The 15,630-nt window shown below is 71.6% G+C and carries 12 protein-coding genes; 3 read left to right on the top strand and 9 right to left on the bottom strand.

Features of this window, described 5'->3' with window-relative positions; translation table 11 throughout:
• Positions 1-25 precede the first annotated feature (25 nt).
• Entirely contained in the window at positions 26-700 is a 675-nt protein-coding gene (locus ETU37_RS11465) for an LON peptidase substrate-binding domain-containing protein (protein WP_129987461.1), read from the top strand.
• A gap of 27 nt (positions 701-727) precedes the next feature.
• On the top strand, positions 728-1,222 hold the full coding sequence (gene ybaK, locus ETU37_RS11460) for a Cys-tRNA(Pro) deacylase (protein ID WP_129987460.1): 495 nt from the start codon (positions 728-730) through the stop codon (positions 1,220-1,222).
• Between the two features lie 56 nt (positions 1,223-1,278).
• Here ybaK and ETU37_RS11455 read toward each other — a convergent pair whose 3' ends face one another.
• The 8 genes from ETU37_RS11455 to ETU37_RS23915 form a co-directional block, all read right to left on the bottom strand.
• A complete protein-coding gene (locus ETU37_RS11455) occupies positions 1,279-2,925 on the bottom strand; it encodes a DUF3352 domain-containing protein (protein WP_129987459.1) in 1,647 nt (548 codons plus the stop codon).
• A 161-nt stretch (positions 2,926-3,086) separates the two neighbouring features.
• Positions 3,087-3,653: a hypothetical protein gene (locus tag ETU37_RS11450; protein ID WP_129987458.1), complete on the bottom strand. Its 567-nt coding sequence runs from the start codon at positions 3,651-3,653 to the stop codon at positions 3,087-3,089.
• A 1-nt stretch (position 3,654) separates the two neighbouring features.
• Positions 3,655-7,239, bottom strand: coding sequence for a DNA polymerase III subunit alpha (gene dnaE, locus ETU37_RS11445; RefSeq protein ID WP_129987457.1), 3,585 nt, complete (start codon positions 7,237-7,239; stop codon positions 3,655-3,657).
• A 149-nt stretch (positions 7,240-7,388) separates the two neighbouring features.
• Positions 7,389-7,841: a PPOX class F420-dependent oxidoreductase gene (locus ETU37_RS11440; protein WP_129987456.1), complete on the bottom strand. Its 453-nt coding sequence runs from the start codon at positions 7,839-7,841 to the stop codon at positions 7,389-7,391.
• Positions 7,842-7,881: 40 nt separating this feature from the next.
• Positions 7,882-8,640, bottom strand: a complete 759-nt coding sequence (locus ETU37_RS23675) for a GNAT family N-acetyltransferase (RefSeq protein ID WP_165372502.1) — start codon at positions 8,638-8,640, stop codon at positions 7,882-7,884.
• Positions 8,627-9,583, bottom strand: a complete 957-nt coding sequence (locus tag ETU37_RS11430) for an RluA family pseudouridine synthase (protein ID WP_129987455.1) — start codon at positions 9,581-9,583, stop codon at positions 8,627-8,629. The genes ETU37_RS23675 and ETU37_RS11430 overlap by 14 nt, the downstream gene beginning before the upstream one ends.
• Positions 9,580-10,188 carry a signal peptidase II gene (lspA, locus tag ETU37_RS11425; protein ID WP_129987454.1) on the bottom strand — a complete coding sequence of 203 codons (609 nt, stop codon included), beginning with the start codon at positions 10,186-10,188 and terminating at the stop codon, positions 9,580-9,582. The genes ETU37_RS11430 and lspA overlap by 4 nt, the downstream gene beginning before the upstream one ends.
• On the bottom strand, positions 10,161-11,027 hold the full coding sequence (locus ETU37_RS23915) for a TraR/DksA family transcriptional regulator (protein WP_129987453.1): 867 nt from the start codon (positions 11,025-11,027) through the stop codon (positions 10,161-10,163). The genes lspA and ETU37_RS23915 overlap by 28 nt, the downstream gene beginning before the upstream one ends.
• 479 nt (positions 11,028-11,506) lie before the next feature.
• Here ETU37_RS23915 and ileS point away from each other — a divergent pair, with 479 nt between their 5' ends.
• Complete coding sequence (ileS, locus tag ETU37_RS11415; RefSeq protein WP_276319685.1) at positions 11,507-14,656, top strand: isoleucine--tRNA ligase; 3,150 nt, start codon at positions 11,507-11,509, stop codon at positions 14,654-14,656.
• Positions 14,657-14,832: 176 nt separating this feature from the next.
• Here the strand turns inward: ileS and ETU37_RS11410 are convergent, their stop codons facing one another.
• Positions 14,833-15,585, bottom strand: coding sequence for a DivIVA domain-containing protein (locus ETU37_RS11410; RefSeq protein ID WP_129987452.1), 753 nt, complete (start codon positions 15,583-15,585; stop codon positions 14,833-14,835).
• Between the last annotated feature and the right edge of the window lie 45 nt (positions 15,586-15,630).

Raw genomic sequence — 15,630 nt, 5'->3', positions numbered from 1 at the left:
CGGGAGATGTGGCTATGTTGCAGGTGTGCAGGTGCAGCTCCCGATCTTCCCGCTGAACACCGTGGTGTTCCCGGGCGTCACCGTGCCGCTGCACGTGTTCGAGGACCGCTACCGGGCGCTGGTGCACCACCTGCTGACGATCAGCGAGAAGCCCGAGCGGCTGTTCGGGATCGTCGCGATCCGGGAGGGCTACGAGGTCGGCTCCCACGGCGTCCAGTCGGTGCACCGGGTCGGCTGCGTGGTGCAGATGACCTCGGTCGACCCCTACCCCGACGGCCGGTTCGACATCGAGGTCGTCGGCCGCCGGCGGCTGCGGCTCGACGCGCTCGACACGTCCGGGCGGTACCTCGTCGGCGACGTCGAGACCGTCGACGAGGCCAAGGTCGACACCCCGCTGGGCCGGGAAGAGGCGGAGCGGACCCGCGCGACGTTCGAGGAGTACCGCCGCCGGCTTTCCGAGATGCGCGGCGACGACGTGCTCGACGGCGACCTGCCGCGCGACCCCGAGTACCTCTCCTACAGCCTCGCCGCGACCTGCCTGCTCACCCTGCAGGAGCGGCAGGCGCTGCTCGAGGCGTCCAGCCCGGTCGACCGGCTGATCATGCTGCGGCACGCGCTGCTCGAGGAGATGCGCGCCATGCGGGCGCTCCCCTCGCTTCCCGCGACCGAGGTCGCCCGGACGAGCTGGTCGCCGAACTAGAGCCACGCCCTCGCTAGCCTCCTGGACGTGGCGAAGAAGAAGCAGCCCGGCTCCGGCGGCACCCCCGCCACCGTCGCGCTGACGCGGGCCGGCGTCGAGCACGCCGTGCACACCTACGAGCACGACCCCGCCGCGGCGTCGTACGGGCTGGAGGCGGCCGAGGCGATGGACCTCGACCCCGGGCGGGTGTTCAAGACGCTGCTGGCCTCGGTCGACGACAAGCTCGTGGTCGGGATCGTGCCGGTCTCCGGGCAGCTCGACCTCAAGGCGGTGGCCGCCGCCGTCGGCGGCAAGAAGGCGGTGATGGCCGACCCGGCCGACGCCGAGCGCGCCACCGGGTACGTCGTCGGCGGGATCAGCCCGCTCGGCCAGAAGCGCGCGCACCCGACCGTCGTCGACGCCTCCGCGCTCGGCCACCCGACGGTGTTCGTGTCGGGTGGCCGCCGCGGGATGGAGATCGAGCTGGCCCCGGCCGACCTGGTCGCGCAGACCCGGGCGACGGTGGCCGCGATCGGGCGGTAGACCGGATCACGCACGACCCGCCGGCAGGACCGGTGGGGAGCTGGCCTCTCGCGCCGTCAGTCGGTGGAGAGGATCAGCGAGCCGTGCTGGACCCGGTCGTCGTCGAGCCAGGAGGACAGGCCGAGGGCGTCCAGCGGCGCGACGTTGGCCTTCACCTCGGGCTCGTCGGGGAACATCTCCCCCGCGACCCGGGTGGCCCAGTCGCCGGCGTCGAAGTTGACGAACACCCCGCCGCTGACCCGGTCCGCCTCGGGCACGACCGCCCGGAACGACGGGTCGTCGGCGAGACCGCCGCCGCCCGAGGTCAGCGTGTCGACGTACGCCTGGTCGAGGCCGAGCACGACGTACCCGTCGCCGCTGGTCCGCTTCAGCTCGTCCAGCTCACCGGCCGGCACCTGCGCCAGGAGGGTGTCGAGGACGCGGTCGATCTCGGCGGCGTCGCCGTTGATCCGGATGCCGATCGGGACCGTGGGGACGTCCGGGCTGTCCAGCGCCGCGGTGTCGAGCGAGGAGTCGACCGACACCCGCAGCCCGTCGCCGAGCAGCGTCTCGACGTCCTCGGGCAGCTGCAGCCCGGTCGCGGCCTCCAGGTCCTTCCAGAGGTCCTCGGAACCGCCGCCGGCCGCACCGCCACCGAGCAGGTCGCCCATCGACGTCATCCAGTCCTGGAGCCAGTTGTCCGGGAACGACACCGTGAACGCCGCTGCCGTCGAGGCCGGCAGGTCGCCGAGCGCCGGGGCGCCGGGCGCGTCCACGGCCGCGACGCCGCCGGGCATGCCCTTGGTGGCCATCGCGAGCTCCAGCGTCCCGTCGTCGAAGCGCAACGTGCCGGCGGCGCCCTCGAAGTCGCGGTAGAGCTCCACCACGTCCTGCCGCATCTTCTGCATCTGCTCCTGCGGCGCCACGTCGTCGCCGGCCTCACCGGCCATGTCGGCGGCGACGTCGGTCATCCGCGCCGGCGCCTCGGCCGAGACGTAGACGTTGACGATGCCGGGGTCGCCGATCCGGTCGGTCCAGGTCCGGTAGTCGGCGTCGTCGGACAGCGCCGAGGCCTCGGCGGCCCGGGCGTAGGAGTCGGCGTCGGCCTGCTTCTCCGTCAGCACGGCGTAGTCGCCGACGAACGCGACCCCGATGTCCTCACCCTCGCCGCACGAGTCGGCGAGCGCGCGGACCCCCTGCGCAGCCGCGTCCGGGTCGGTGACCTGGACTGCGAAGAGCGGCGCGACGGTCGAGCCCTGGTCCGGCACGGCGGCGAGCGCCATCCGGTTGCCGATCCACGGTGCGACGTCGGCCTCGTAGGTCACGCCCTTGCAGCCGTCGTCGAGGACGTCCTCGAAGAACCACTTCCGCACGTCGTCGCGCGCGTCGAGGCCCATCTCCTCCTTCAGCGCGGGGAACTTCCGCAGCATCTGGATCGCGGCGATCTTCTGCGACGCCGACGGGTCGAGGTCGACGCTGACGTAGGCCAGCGCGTTCGCCGGTACGGCGTCCGCCGGGGAGCCCGACCCGGAGAGCAGCTGCGCGAGACCGAAGCCACCGGCGGCGACGACGGCCACCACGCCCGCACCGGCTCCCGCGACCAGGCCCCAGCGCGGCCCGGAGCGCGAGGCTCCCTCCGCACCCGGCTCGGTCGCGGGCGCGGCCGCGCCTCCGAGGTACTCCGGCTCGCCGTACCCGGGCGCACCGGTGTGCTGGTCGCTCATGCGTGGACTCCTCCCGTGTCCGCCTGCCACAGGCGGCCGACGGGTCCGGTCGCCAGCCTAGGACGCGGCGGCGTGGGACCGGGTCGGAACCGGGGGTTCTTCACCGGGTCGTGACGTGCGGTCCAGAGCCGTGACCACCGGTCGAGCAGTGGGAAGGCCGGTCAGGGCTGGTCGACGGGCGGCGGCGACCACAGCACGATCAGGCAGCCGATCATCGCGGTGACCGGCCAGACGAGGTAGCAGACCGTCGCGTCGACGGCGAGCTGCGTCGGCACGGTGGCGCCCACGGCGACGGTGGCGGCCACCGACTGCGGGTCGGGCGGTCCGAGCCAGCCGCCCAGAACGGACATCACGCCCGCGGCGACCAGGGAACCACCGAGGACCAGCGCGGAGGTCAGCAGCGGGTCGCGGCTGCGCCACCACGACAGGGCGGTGCCGGACAGCAGCCCGCCGATGCCCGCGATCACGGCGTACCAGGCGTCGGCGTTGAACCGCTCGCCGAGCTGGCCCTCCCCCATGCCGAGCCCGCCGCTGGCGGCCTTGGTGAAGAGCGCGGGCTCGACGAGCAGCCACCAGAGGACCGCCCCCAGCACGCCGAGGGCGACGTAGACCCCGAGCACCGCGACCACGTCGTCGAGGGCGCCCGCACGTCGGGGTCCCGGCGAACCGTGCGGCTCGTCGGGATCGGCGACCTCCCGGACCGCGGGGTCGCCGGACGGGACGGACATGTCAGCTGCCCGACAGGCAGTGCGGCCCGAGCAGCGCCTTGAGGTCGGCGAACAGGGCCGGGCTGGGCGCGACCCGGAGCCGGTCGTCGAGGCGCATGACGGTCGTGGCGTGCTTGGTCATCAGGCGCAACCGTACTTCGGTCACCCCAGGGTGCGTACCGAGGACGTCCTTGAGCTGCTCCACGACGGGCGGCGTGCACCGCGTCGACGGCATCGAGATGATCACCGGGCCCGACGGTCCGTCGGACAGGTCGGGCAGGGTGACCTCCTGGCCGAGCAGCTCGGGCTGGTCCTTGGACCGGGACAGCCGGCCCTTGACCGTGATGATCGCGTCCTCCTGGAGCAGGGTGCTCGCGAGCTGGTAGGAGCTCGGGAACAGCAGCACGTCGATCGCGCCCTCGAGGTCCTCGAGCGTCACCATCGCCCACGGGTCGCCGCGCTTGGTGATCTTGCGCTGGACGCTGGTGACCAGGCCGGAGACAGTGACCATGCTGCCGTCGGGCCGGTCCTCGTCGAGCAGGAGTCCGCCGATCGTGGTGTCCGTGCCCCGGGACAGGAGGTGCTCGAGGCCGAGCAGCGGGTGGTCGGAGACGTAGAGGCCGAGCATCTCCCGCTCGTGACCGAGCAGGGCCATCTTGTCCCACTCGTCGATGTCGGGGATGGCGACCGCCATGTCGAAGATCGGCTCGGCGCCGCTCGTGCCACCCTCGTTGAACAGCGAGTCGAAGAGGGAGTCCTGTCCGGAGCCGGCGTCCTTCTTGATCGCGGCGTAGCGGTCGACCGCCTCCTCGTGGATGCTCACGAGCGCGCGGCGCTTGTGCTTCATGTCGTCGAAGGCCCCGGCCTTGACCAGGGACTCGATGACGCGCTTGTTGCACACGAGGGCGTCGACCTTGTCCATGAAGTCGTTGAAGTCGACGTAGCGCCCGCGCTCCTCGCGGGCCTCGACGATCCTGTCGACCACGCTGCTGCCCACGTTGCGCACGGCGGTGAGGCCGAAGCGGATGTCGTGGCCGACCGGGGTGAAGTTGTGCGCCGACTCGTTGACGTCGGGCGGAAGGACCTGGATCTTCATCCGCCGGCACTCGTTGAGGTAGATGGCCATCTTGTCCTTGTCGTCCTTGACGGACGTCAGGAGCGCGGCCATGTACTCGGCGGGGTAGTTGGCCTTGAGGTAGGCGGTCCAGTAGGTGATGACGCCGTAGGCCGCGGAGTGCGACTTGTTGAAGGCGTAGTCGGAGAACGGGAGCAGGACCGCCCACAGCGTGTCGATCGCATCCTGCGGGAAGCCGCGCTCGATCATGCCGCCCTGGAAGCCGGCGTACTGCTTGTCGAGCTCCTCCTTCTTCTTCTTGCCCATCGCCCGGCGCAGGTTGTCCGCGGCACCCAGGGTGAAGCCGGCGAGCACCTGGGCGATCGCCATGACCTGCTCCTGGTAGACGATCAGGCCGTAGGTCTCCCCCAGCACCGGCTCGAGCGCCTCGGCCAGCGCGGGGTGGATCGGCTCGATCGCCTCGCGGCCGTTCTTGCGGCGGGCGTACTTGTTGTGGGAGTCGGCGCCCATCGGGCCCGGGCGGTAGAGCGCCGAGACGGCGGTGATGTCGGCGAACACGTCGGGCTGCATCGACCGCAGCAGCGCGCGCATACCGCCGCCATCAAGCTGGAACACGCCGAGCGTGTCGCCACGGCCCATCAGCTCGTAGGTCGCCCGGTCGTCGAACGGGAGGTCCTCGAGGACCACCTCCTGGCCGCGGTTGAGAGCGATGTTCTCGACGGCGTCCTGGAGCGTGTGCAGGTTGCTGAGGCCGAGGAAGTCCATCTTGACCAGGCCGAGCGACTCACACATGGGGTAGTCGAACTGGGTGATGACCGCGCCGTCCTGGGCGCGGGCCATGATCGGCACCACGTCGATCAGCGGCTCGCTGGACATGATCACGCCGGCTGCGTGCACACCCCAGTTGCGGATCTGGCCCTCGAGGCCGACGGCCGTGTCGTAGATGGTGCGGACGTCGGGGTCGGACTCGTGCAGCGACCGGAACTCGCCACCCTCGGCGTACCTCTTGTGCTCGGGGTTGAACAGCTCCTTGAGCGGCACGCCCTTGCCCATCACGTCGGCGGGCAGCGCCTTGGTGATCCGGTCGGAGATCGCGAAGCCGTGGTCGAGCACGCGTGCAGCGTCCTTGATCGCGGCCTTCGCCTTGAGCCGTCCGAACGTCGCGATGTAGGCGACCCGGTCGGAGCCGTACTTGTCGGCGACGTACTGGATGACCTCGGCCCGGCGGTGGTCGTCGAAGTCGATGTCGAAGTCGGGCATCGACGGCCGCTCGGGGTTGAGGAACCGCTCGAAGAACAGGCCGTGCTCGAGGGGGCACAGGTCGGTGATGCGCAGGGAGTAGGCGGCGATGGAGCCCGCACCGGAGCCACGGCCGGGGCCGACCCGGATGCCGTTGTCCTTCGACCACTGGATGAAGTCGGCGACGACGAGGTAGTAGCCGCAGTAGCCCTTCTGCGAGATGACGCCGAGCTCGAGCTCGACGCGGTCCCGGACCTCCTGGGTGAGCCGGTCGCCGGGGTAGCGCGTCTCGATGCCGCGCCAGACCTCCTTGCGGAACCAGCTCTCCTCGGTCTCGCCGGCCGGCACGTCCGCGCGCGCCATGTAGCCGCCGGTGGACTCGGTGAACTCGATCTCGCAACGCTCGGCGATGGCGAGGGTGTTGTCGCAGGCCTCCGGCATGCCGTGCTGGACCGCCCAGAGCTCGCGCATCTCGGCGGCGGACTTGATGTAGTAGCCGCCGCCGTCGAACTTCAGCCGGTTGGGGTCGGCCAGCCGCTTGCCGGAGGCGACGCAGATCAGGGCGTCGTGGGCGTCGGCGTCCTGAGGGGTGTTGTAGTGCGAGTCGTTGGTGGCCAGCGGCGGGATGCCGAGCTCGCGACCGAGCCGGAGCAGGTCGTCGCGGACCCGCTTCTCGATACCGATGCCGTGGTCCATCAGCTCGAGGAACACGCTCTCGCGGCCGAAGATGTCCTGCAGCTCGCCGGCCTCGCGGACCGCCTCGTCCCACTGGCCGAGCCGGAGCCGGGTCTGGATCGCGCCGCTCGGGCACCCGGTGCTGACGATCAGCCCCTTGCTGTGCTCGGCGAGGATCTCCTTGTCCATGCGCGGCTTGTAGAAGAAGCCCTCGAGGCTCGAGCGCGAGGACAGCCGGAACAGGTTGTGCATGCCCTCGGTCGTCTCCGCCCACATCGTCATGTGGGTGTAGGCGCCGCCGCCGGCGACGTCGTTGCCGCCCTCCTCGGCGATGTCGCCCTTGCCCCAGCGGACCCGGCGCCGCTCTCCGCGCGGCGTGCCGGGCGTGACGTAGGCCTCGATGCCGATGATCGGCTTGACCCCGTGGCGGCGAGCCTTGGACCAGAAGTCGTAGGCGCCGTGGAGGTTGCCGTGGTCGGTCATTGCGATGGCGGGCATGCCGAGCTCGGCGGTCCGGCCGAAGAGCCCGTCGAGGAGCGAGGCGCCGTCGAGCATGGAGTACTCGGTGTGCACGTGCAGGTGCACGAAGCTGCTCGGGTCGGACACTGCTGCCGTCATCTGCTGCGATGACCCCTTCCGGAGCGTGTGCGGGCATGCCAGGGACGACCGGGGATGGTGGCCGGCCGCACCTCGATGGGGAAGGACGTCAGCCTACGCGACCCGGTGCCCCCAATGTGGCAGGACCCACCGACTGTTTCGCGCTCCGGTCAGGAGCCGGCCGGCGTCCCCGCGGCGATGCTCGTGCGGCCCCAGCCGTGCACCTTGTCGATCGCGATCCAGGCGTCGACGCGGCCGCGGTCGCGGCGCTTGTACGGCGAGCCGGTGTAGTGCAGCGCGAGCCGGTCGATGCCCGCCAGGTCGGGGTCGTCGGCCATCTCCTCGACGTGGCCGGTGAGCGACACGTGGGTGTACCAGCCGGCCTCGTCGAGCACGGTCAGCGCCACCCGCGGGTCGCGCCGGAGGTGGCCCAGGCGCTTGCGGCCCTGGTCCATGTTCACGTGGATTCGGTCGCCGTGCTCCTCGGAGCTGTCCAGCAGGTACCAGGTCGCCACCGACACCGGGGCGCCGTCCTTGCGGAGCGTCGTGATCGTCGCCGGGTTGGGCTTGGCCAGCAGCGCGCGGACGTCGTCGGGCAGCCGGAAGGGTGCGTTCTCTGCCATGCGTCGAACGTACCCGTGCGGGGTGGCGCCTACCCGCATGCTAATCCGCGGCGTCGAGGCTCTCGGAGATGACGACGTGCATGATCCGGCCCAGCCGGTCACGCCCGAGCCGGTCCCCGACGGCCGGTCCGCGGCGCGCCATCCGGGCCGCGATCTCGGCCTCGCGCGCCGGGTCGCGCCCGGCCTCTCCCGGCACGTCCTTGAGCCGCTGGGCGGCCGCGGTCAGCGCGGCGCGCTCCGCGAGCAGGCCGGCGAGCCGGTCGTCGACGTCGTCGATCCGCCGCCGGACACCGGCGACCGGGTCGGCGCCGAACCACGACATCTCCAGGTCGGGCGCGCGCTCCTCGTTGTCGGACCCGTCGGTCCGCCGTACGACGACCAAGCCGTGGCGGGCGTAGAACGCCTGCGCCCGGATGTTGGTCTCGAAGACCCAGAGCCCGAACCCGGCCGGGAGCAGGCCCTTGACGAGGTCGAGCAGGACGGTCCCGATGCCCTGCCCGGTCAGGTCGGGGCGGACGTACAGGGAGTCGAGCCATCCCGGGTCGACGACGACGTAGCCGACGACCTCGCCGCGCCGGGCGGCCACCCAGGTCGCCCGTTCGAGCGGCATCGCCGTCGTGCGCGGCTCCAGGCCGAGGACCTCGCGGAACCAGTGGCCGCACTCCTCCCGCGTGTGCACCGAGCGCGGCATGGCCGGGTGGGCCGCCTCGCGGGCTGCCCAGAAGAGGTCGGCCAGGGTCCCGGCGTCCGCCCCGATCGCCGGGCGGAGGTCGAGGTCGCCTGGGTCAGTGGGCGTCACGGATCTGCTCGAGCGAGGCGGCCAGGTCGTCGGGGTAGTCGGACTCGTACTCGACGTACTCCCCCGTGTCGGGGTGCTCGAAGCCGAGGCGTACGGCGTGCAGCCACTGCCGCTCCAGGCCGACGCGGGCGGCCAGCGTCGGGTCGGCGCCGTAGGTGAGGTCGCCGACGCAGGGGTGCTTGAGCGCCGCCATGTGCACGCGGATCTGGTGCGTGCGGCCGGTCTCGAGGTGGATCTCGAGCAGGCTGGCGAAGCGGTGCGCCTCGAGCGTCTCGTAGTGGGTGACGCTGTGCTTGCCGTCGGCGCGGACGGCGAACTTGTAGTCGTACTTGGGGTTCCGGCCGATCGGCGCGTCGACGGTGCCGCGCAGCGGGTCGGGATGCCCCTGGACGAGCGCGTGGTAGGTCTTGTCGACCGTGCGGTGCCGGAAGGCGTTCTTGAGCCGGGAGTAGGCGTACTCCGACTTGGCGATGACCATGACGCCCGACGTACCGACGTCGAGCCGCTGCACGATGCCCTGCCGCTCCGAGGCGCCGCTGGTGGCGATCCGGAAGCCGGCCGCGGTCAGGTGGCCGACGACGGTGGGGCCTGACCAGCCCGGGCTGGGGTGGACGGCGACGCCGATGGGCTTGTCGATGACGACCAGGGCGTCGTCGTCGTGGATGATCTTGATGCCCTCGACGATCTCGGGGACGACGGCCACCGGGTCGAGCGCGGCGGGGATCTCGACGTCGAGCAGGGAGCCGGCGTGCACCCGCTCCGACTTGGCGGGGGCGTGCCCGTCGACGCGGACCAGCCCCTGGGCGACCAGGTCGGCGGCGCGCGAGCGGGAGAAGCCGAACATCCGGGCGAGGGCGGCGTCGAGCCGCTCCCCCGCCAGCCCGTCGGGCACGGTGACGGTGCGGTGCTCGCTCGAACCGGTGCCCTGGGGTGCCGCCGTCACCGGGGCAGGTCCTGGCGGCGCGGCTCGCCGTCCCGGGTGCCGTCGACCCGCATCCCGCGGATCGCCTGGAGGATCACCAGCCCGGCTGCGATGTTGATGCAGACGTCGGCGACGTTGAACACCGGGAAGCTCGGGAACCGGAAGAAGTCCACGACGTGCCCGCGCATGGGGCTGGGGTCGCGGAAGATCCGGTCGGTGAGGTTGCCGATGACCCCGGCGAGCAGGAACCCGAGGCCGAGCGCCCAGCCGACGCTGTGCAGGCGGCGGGCCGTCCAGAGCACGGCGACCGCCGCGCCGATCGCCACGCAGGACAGCAGGAACGTGTAGCCGGTGCCGAGGCTGAACGCCGCCCCGCTGTTGAAGGTCAGGAAGATGCTGAACCAGTCGCCGACCACGGGGACGCCGGTGTGCGGCTCGAGGGTGGCGAGCACCAGCTGCTTGGACCCGAGGTCGAGCGCGTAGCCGGCGAGCGCCACCGCCGCGAACAGCAGCAGGTGTCGTCGGCTGGGCACGGGGCGGCCACGCCCCGTCGGGGCAGGCTGGTCCGGGGTCTCGGGCTGGGTGTTGTCGTCGCCGGTCAGCGACGCTCCTCGCGCTGCTTGCATGACAGGCACAGTGTCGCACGCGGGAATGCCATCAACCGCATCTTGCCGATGGGCTCCCCGCACCGCTCGCACACGCCGTAGGTGCCGTCCTCGATGCGGGTCAGGGCCTTCTGCGTCTGGGCGAGCATCTCGCGGGCGTTGTTGGCCAGGCTCATCTCGTGGTCGCGCTCGAACGTCGTCGAGCCCACGTCGGCCTGGTCGTTGCCGGCACCGTCGCCGGCGTCGCGCATCAGGTCGTGCAGCTCGTGCTCGGCGAGGTTGAGCTCGTCCTTGAGCCGGTCACGCTCGGCGAGCAGCTCGCCGCGGACCTCGTCGAGCTCCTTCTTGGTCCAGGGCTTCTCGTCGGCCTTGACCGCGAGCTTGCGGGGCGCTCGGGCCGGGGCAGCCTTCTTCGCGGCGGCCTTCTTCACCGGCGCGGCCTTCGCCGCCGTCTTCTTCGCGGGGGTGGCCTTCTTGACCGGGGCAGTGACCTTCTTCGCGGCGGTCTTCTTGGCCACGGTCTTCTTCGCGGCCGTCTTCTTGGCCGGCGTCGCCTTCTTGGCGGCAGCCTTCGTGGCGGGGGCCGCCTTCTTGGCCACGGTCTTCTTCGCCGCAGTCTTCTTGGCCGCCGTCTTCTTGGCCGGCGTCGCCTTCTTGGCGGCAGCCTTCGTGGCGGGGGCCGCCTTCTTCGCCGCAGCCTTCGTGGCAGGCGCCGCCTTCTTGGCGGGCGTGGACTTCTTCGCCGGGGCCTTCTTCGCCGGGGCCGTCGTGGCCGCGGACCTCCGGGCACCGCCGGAGGTCACGCGCTTCGCCGCCGCGGCCGCCTTCCCGGCGACTTTGCGTGCCGTCCCTCGTGCCATGTCCAGGCCCCCTCGAACAGGTGGGCACCCGGCCCGGGCGGGCCGGATACTAAAGGCACGTGTGGCTCCTGCCACACGCGTGCGGCGAGGATAGACCCGCGGACCGGGCCAGACAACCAGCCGCGCCGCCCATTTTCGGGCCCGCCGTACCGAAACCCGCATGATCCCGGCTGCCGTCGTCTGGCAGACTCTCCCGTACCGCACAGGCGTGGACGGGACGAGTAGCTCCGAGCACAGCCGGCAGCGACCCGGGGAGGGTGAGAGCCCGGGGGTGTTGTCCGGAGCGAAGATCACCCCCGAGCCGCCGGAAGAGCGCCGCACCGGGACCGCGAGGCCCCGCACGGCAGGTAGACCCGGCAGCGGTGGAGCACGAGAGGGTGCTCGCGGACCGGCCAGGGCCGGAAAGCGGGCGTCAAGAAGGGTGGTACCGCGGGACCGGCCGAGGGTCGGACTCGTCCCTTCACGGCAGAGCATCGACCGTGAAGGACTCGTCAGACGTGAACAACTACACCCCGGTCCCGCCGCAGGTGGACCTCCCCGCCATGGAGCACGACGTGCTGGCGTTCTGGGAGGACGACAAGACCTTCGAGCATTCGCTGGACCTCACCGGCGACCGGCCTCGCTGGACGTTCTACGAGGGGCCGCCGACCGCCAACGGCATGCCCGGCACCCACCACGTCGAGGCCCGGGTGTTCAAGGACGTCTTCCCGCGGTTCAAGACCATGCAGGGCTACCGGGTGGACCGCAAGGCCGGTTGGGACTGCCACGGCCTGCCCGTCGAGCTCGCCGTCGAGAAGGAGCTGGGCTTTTCCGGCAAGGGCGACATCGAGGCGTACGGCGTCGCGGAGTTCAACGCCAAGTGCCGCGAGTCGGTGCTGCGGCACGTCGACGCGTTCGAGGAGATGTCGGACCGGATGGGCTTCTGGGTCGACAACGAGGACCCCTACGTCACCATGACGCCCGGCTACGTCCAGTCGGTGTGGTGGGCGCTCAAGCAGATCTTCGACAAGGGCCTGCTCGTCGAGGACTACCGCGTGGCGCCGTACTGCCCGCGCTGCGGCACCGGCCTCTCCGACCACGAGCTGGCTCAGGGCTACGAGACCGTGACCGACCCGTCCGTGTACGTCCGGTTCCCGCTCACCTCCGGGCCGTGGGCCGGCAAGGCCGCGCTGCTGGTGTGGACGACGACGCCGTGGACGCTGGTGTCCAACACCGCCGTCGCGGTGAACCCGGACGTCGACTACGTCGTCGCGTCGAACGGCGAGGAGAGCCTCGTCGTCGCGGAGCCGCTGCTCGCGCAGGTGCTGGGCGAGGGCTGGACCGTCGAGGCGACGCTGCCGGCCACCGAGATGGAGCGGTGGACCTACCAGCGGCCGTTCGAGCTCGTGGAGTTCCCCGAGGCCGCCCACATCGTCGTGCTCGCCGACTACGTCACCACCGAGGACGGCACCGGCCTGGTGCACCAGTCCCCCGCCTTCGGCGAGGACGACCTCAAGGTCTGCAAGGCCTACGACCTGCCCGTCGTGGTGCCGGTGCGGCCCGACGGCCACTTCGAGGACGACATCGACCTGGTCGGCGGCCAGTTCTTCAAGCACGCCGACACCGACCTGGTGGCCGACCTCGAGGCGCGCGGCCTGCTGTTCCGGCACGTCGCCTACGAGCACTCCTACCCGCACTGCTGGCGCTGCCACACCGCGCTCATGTACTACGCGCAGCCGTCCTGGTACGTCCGCACCACCGCGGTCAAGGACGCCCTGCTGCGCGAGAACGAGAAGACGAGCTGGTACCCCGACACGATCAAGTGGGGCCGCTACGGCGACTGGCTGAACAACAACATCGACTGGGCGCTGTCACGCAGCCGCTACTGGGGCACGCCGCTGCCGATCTGGCGCTGCGGCGAGGGCCACCTCACCTGCGTCGGCTCGCTCGCCGAGCTGTCGGAGCTGTCCGGGTCCGACCAGTCCGAGCTCGACCCGCACCGCCCGTACGTCGACGACGTCGTCGTCACCTGCCCGGAGTGCGACGGCGAGGCGCGCCGCGTGCCCGAGGTCATCGACGCCTGGTTCGACAGCGGCTCGATGCCGTTCGCCCAGTGGGGCTACCCGCACAGGCCGGGGTCGGCGGAGCGGTTCGAGGCGGCGTACCCGGCCGACTTCATCTGCGAGGCGATCGACCAGACCCGCGGCTGGTTCTACACGCTGATGGCGATCGGCACGCTGGTGTTCGACCAGTCGTCGTACAAGAACGTGCTCTGCCTCGGCCACATCCTCGCCGAGGACGGTCGCAAGATGTCCAAGCACCTCGGCAACATCCTCGAGCCGATCCCGCTGATGGAGCAGCACGGTGCCGACGCGGTGCGGTGGTTCATGGCCGCGTCCGGCTCGCCGTGGGCCTCCCGCCGGGTGGGGCACGCCTCCATCCAGGAGACGGTCCGCAAGGTGCTCCTGACCTACTGGAACACCGTCGCGTTCCACGTCCTCTACGCCCGTACGGCGGGGTGGACGCCGGCTGACGGCGCGCCCGAGGTCGCGGACCGGCCGGTGCTGGACCGGTGGCTGCACGCCGAGACCGCGCGCCTGGTCGGCCAGGTGACCGCGGCGCTGGAGGTGTTCGACACCCAGCGCGCGGGCAGCCTGATCGCGCAGTTCGTCGACGACCTGTCCAACTGGTACGTCCGCCGCTCGCGGCGCCGCTTCTGGGACGGCGACCCGGCCGCGCTGGCGACGCTGCACGAGACGATCGACGTGGTGACCCGGTTGATGGCCCCGCTGGTGCCGTTCATCACCGAGCGCGTCTGGCAGGACGTCGTCCGGTCGGTCGACCCGGGCGCGCCGGCGTCGGTGCACCTGGCCCCCTGGCCGGCGTACGACGAGGCCGCCGTCGACGCGGATCTGTCCGGCGCCGTCGCGCTCGCCCGGCGGCTGGTCGAGCTCGGCCGCGCCGCCCGCGCCGACGCGAAGGTGCGCACCCGGCAGCCGCTGCGCCGCGCGCTGGTGGCGTCCTCGGCGCACGCCCGGCTGACCGAGGAGCTGCGGCGCGAGGTGGCCGACGAGCTGAACATCGGCGGCCTGGAGCCGCTGTCGACGGCCGGCGAGGGGCTCGTGGACCACACGGCCAAGGGCAACTTCCGCGCCCTCGGCAAGCGGTTCGCGAAGCAGACGCCGCAGGTGGCCGCCGCGATCGCCGCGTCCGACGCCGCCGCTCTGGCCGCCGCCCTCGAGGCAGACGGCCGCGCCACCGTCCTCGTCGACGGCGACGAGGTCGAGGTGCTGCCCGACGAGGTCATCGTCTCCGAGCGGCCGCGCGAGGGCTGGTCGGTCGTCAACGAGCAGGGCGAGACCGTCGCCCTCGACCTCGAGCTGACGCCCGCGCTCGTCCGCGCCGGCCTGGCCCGCGAGGCGGTGCGGCTGGTGCAGGAGGCCCGCAAGAACAGTGGCTTCGACGTCAGCGACCGGATCGCGCTGCGCTGGGCGGCCAGCGGCGAGACGGCCGAGGCGCTGCGCGAGCACGCCGACCTGGTCGCCGACGAGGTGCTGGCCGTGGAGATGGCCGAGGTCGGCTCTGTCGACGGCGACGGCGCGTTCCGCGACGAGGACCTCGGGCTGGCGTTCACGGTGGCCAAGGCCTAGGGGGTTTTCCCCAGGGCAACCCGTCCTTTTCTTGCGCATCCGGGCCGAAGTTTCGGCCCGGATGCGCAAGTTTCCCAGCAGATGCTGGGAAACCGACAGGCCCCACGCACGACGAAGGCCGGGTCCCCCGCGAGGGGAACCCGGCCTTCGGTCAGACGTGACGCAGGTGCGGCGGCTCAGGCGTTGTCGGACTCGTCACCGAGCAGCGACTTGAGGCGCTTGGGCGCGTGGTCGCTGGTTGCGAGGGCGGGGCCGCCGGACTCGCCGGAGCTGTCGAGGACCTCGAGCTGCTGGGTGAAGTAGGACTTCAGCCGGCTGCGGTACTCGCGCTCGAAGTTGCGGAGCGTCTCGACCTCGCCGTTGAGCTTGTCCTTCTCCTTCTCCAGGTCGCCGAAGAGCTGCTGGCGGCGCTCGGCGGTCTCGGAGTCGAGCATCTGGGAGCGGGTGCGGGCGTCGGCCTCCATGCGGTCCGACTTGACCTTGCTCTCGGACTCGAGGCGCTCGGCCTTGGTGCGGGCCTCGCCGACGATCTTGTCGGCCTGGTTCTTGGCGTCGGCGACGAGCTCGTCGGCGTTGCGGGTCGCGATCTCGAGCAGGCGGGCCGCGGCGCTGGACGCGTCGGCGACGGTGGCCACCTTGATCGTCTCGACCGGCGCGGCGGCCGGGGTCGGCGCGGGGGCGGGCTCGGGAGCCTTCACGGGCTCCGGCTCGGGAGCCTTCACGACCGGCTTCTCCGGTGCCGGAGCGGCCCCGCCACCCTGCTGGGCGGCCTGGAGCTTCTGGCGGAGGTCGTCGTTCTCGCGCGTGAGCCGCGCCAGCTCCGCCTCGACCTCGTCGAGGAACTGGTCGACCTCACCCATGTCGTAGCCCTCGCGGAGGCGGACCGGAGTAAAGCGCTTGTTGCTCACGTCCTCAGGCGTCAGCGGCATGACCTCACCCTTACTCGTTGTCGTCTGTGTTGCTGCTTGCGGACC

Source organism: Nocardioides iriomotensis, from assembly GCF_004168035.1.
In the GTDB taxonomy this organism is placed as follows: Bacteria; Actinomycetota; Actinomycetes; order Propionibacteriales; family Nocardioidaceae; genus Nocardioides_B; species Nocardioides_B iriomotensis.
This window is presented reverse-complemented; position numbering and strand designations above follow the sequence as displayed.

Coding starts and splice junctions, on each gene's coding strand:
- ETU37_RS11455 (WP_129987459.1), bottom strand. CDS start 2,925: ATGAGCGACCAGCACACCGGTGCGCCCGGGTACGGCGAGCCGGAGTAC.
- ETU37_RS11450 (WP_129987458.1), bottom strand. CDS start 3,653: ATGTCCGTCCCGTCCGGCGACCCCGCGGTCCGGGAGGTCGCCGATCCC.
- dnaE (WP_129987457.1), bottom strand. CDS start 7,239: ATGACGGCAGCAGTGTCCGACCCGAGCAGCTTCGTGCACCTGCACGTG.
- ETU37_RS11440 (WP_129987456.1), bottom strand. CDS start 7,841: ATGGCAGAGAACGCACCCTTCCGGCTGCCCGACGACGTCCGCGCGCTG.
- lspA (WP_129987454.1), bottom strand. CDS start 10,188: ATGCAAGCAGCGCGAGGAGCGTCGCTGACCGGCGACGACAACACCCAG.
- ETU37_RS23915 (WP_129987453.1), bottom strand. CDS start 11,027: ATGGCACGAGGGACGGCACGCAAAGTCGCCGGGAAGGCGGCCGCGGCG.
- ETU37_RS11410 (WP_129987452.1), bottom strand. CDS start 15,585: ATGCCGCTGACGCCTGAGGACGTGAGCAACAAGCGCTTTACTCCGGTC.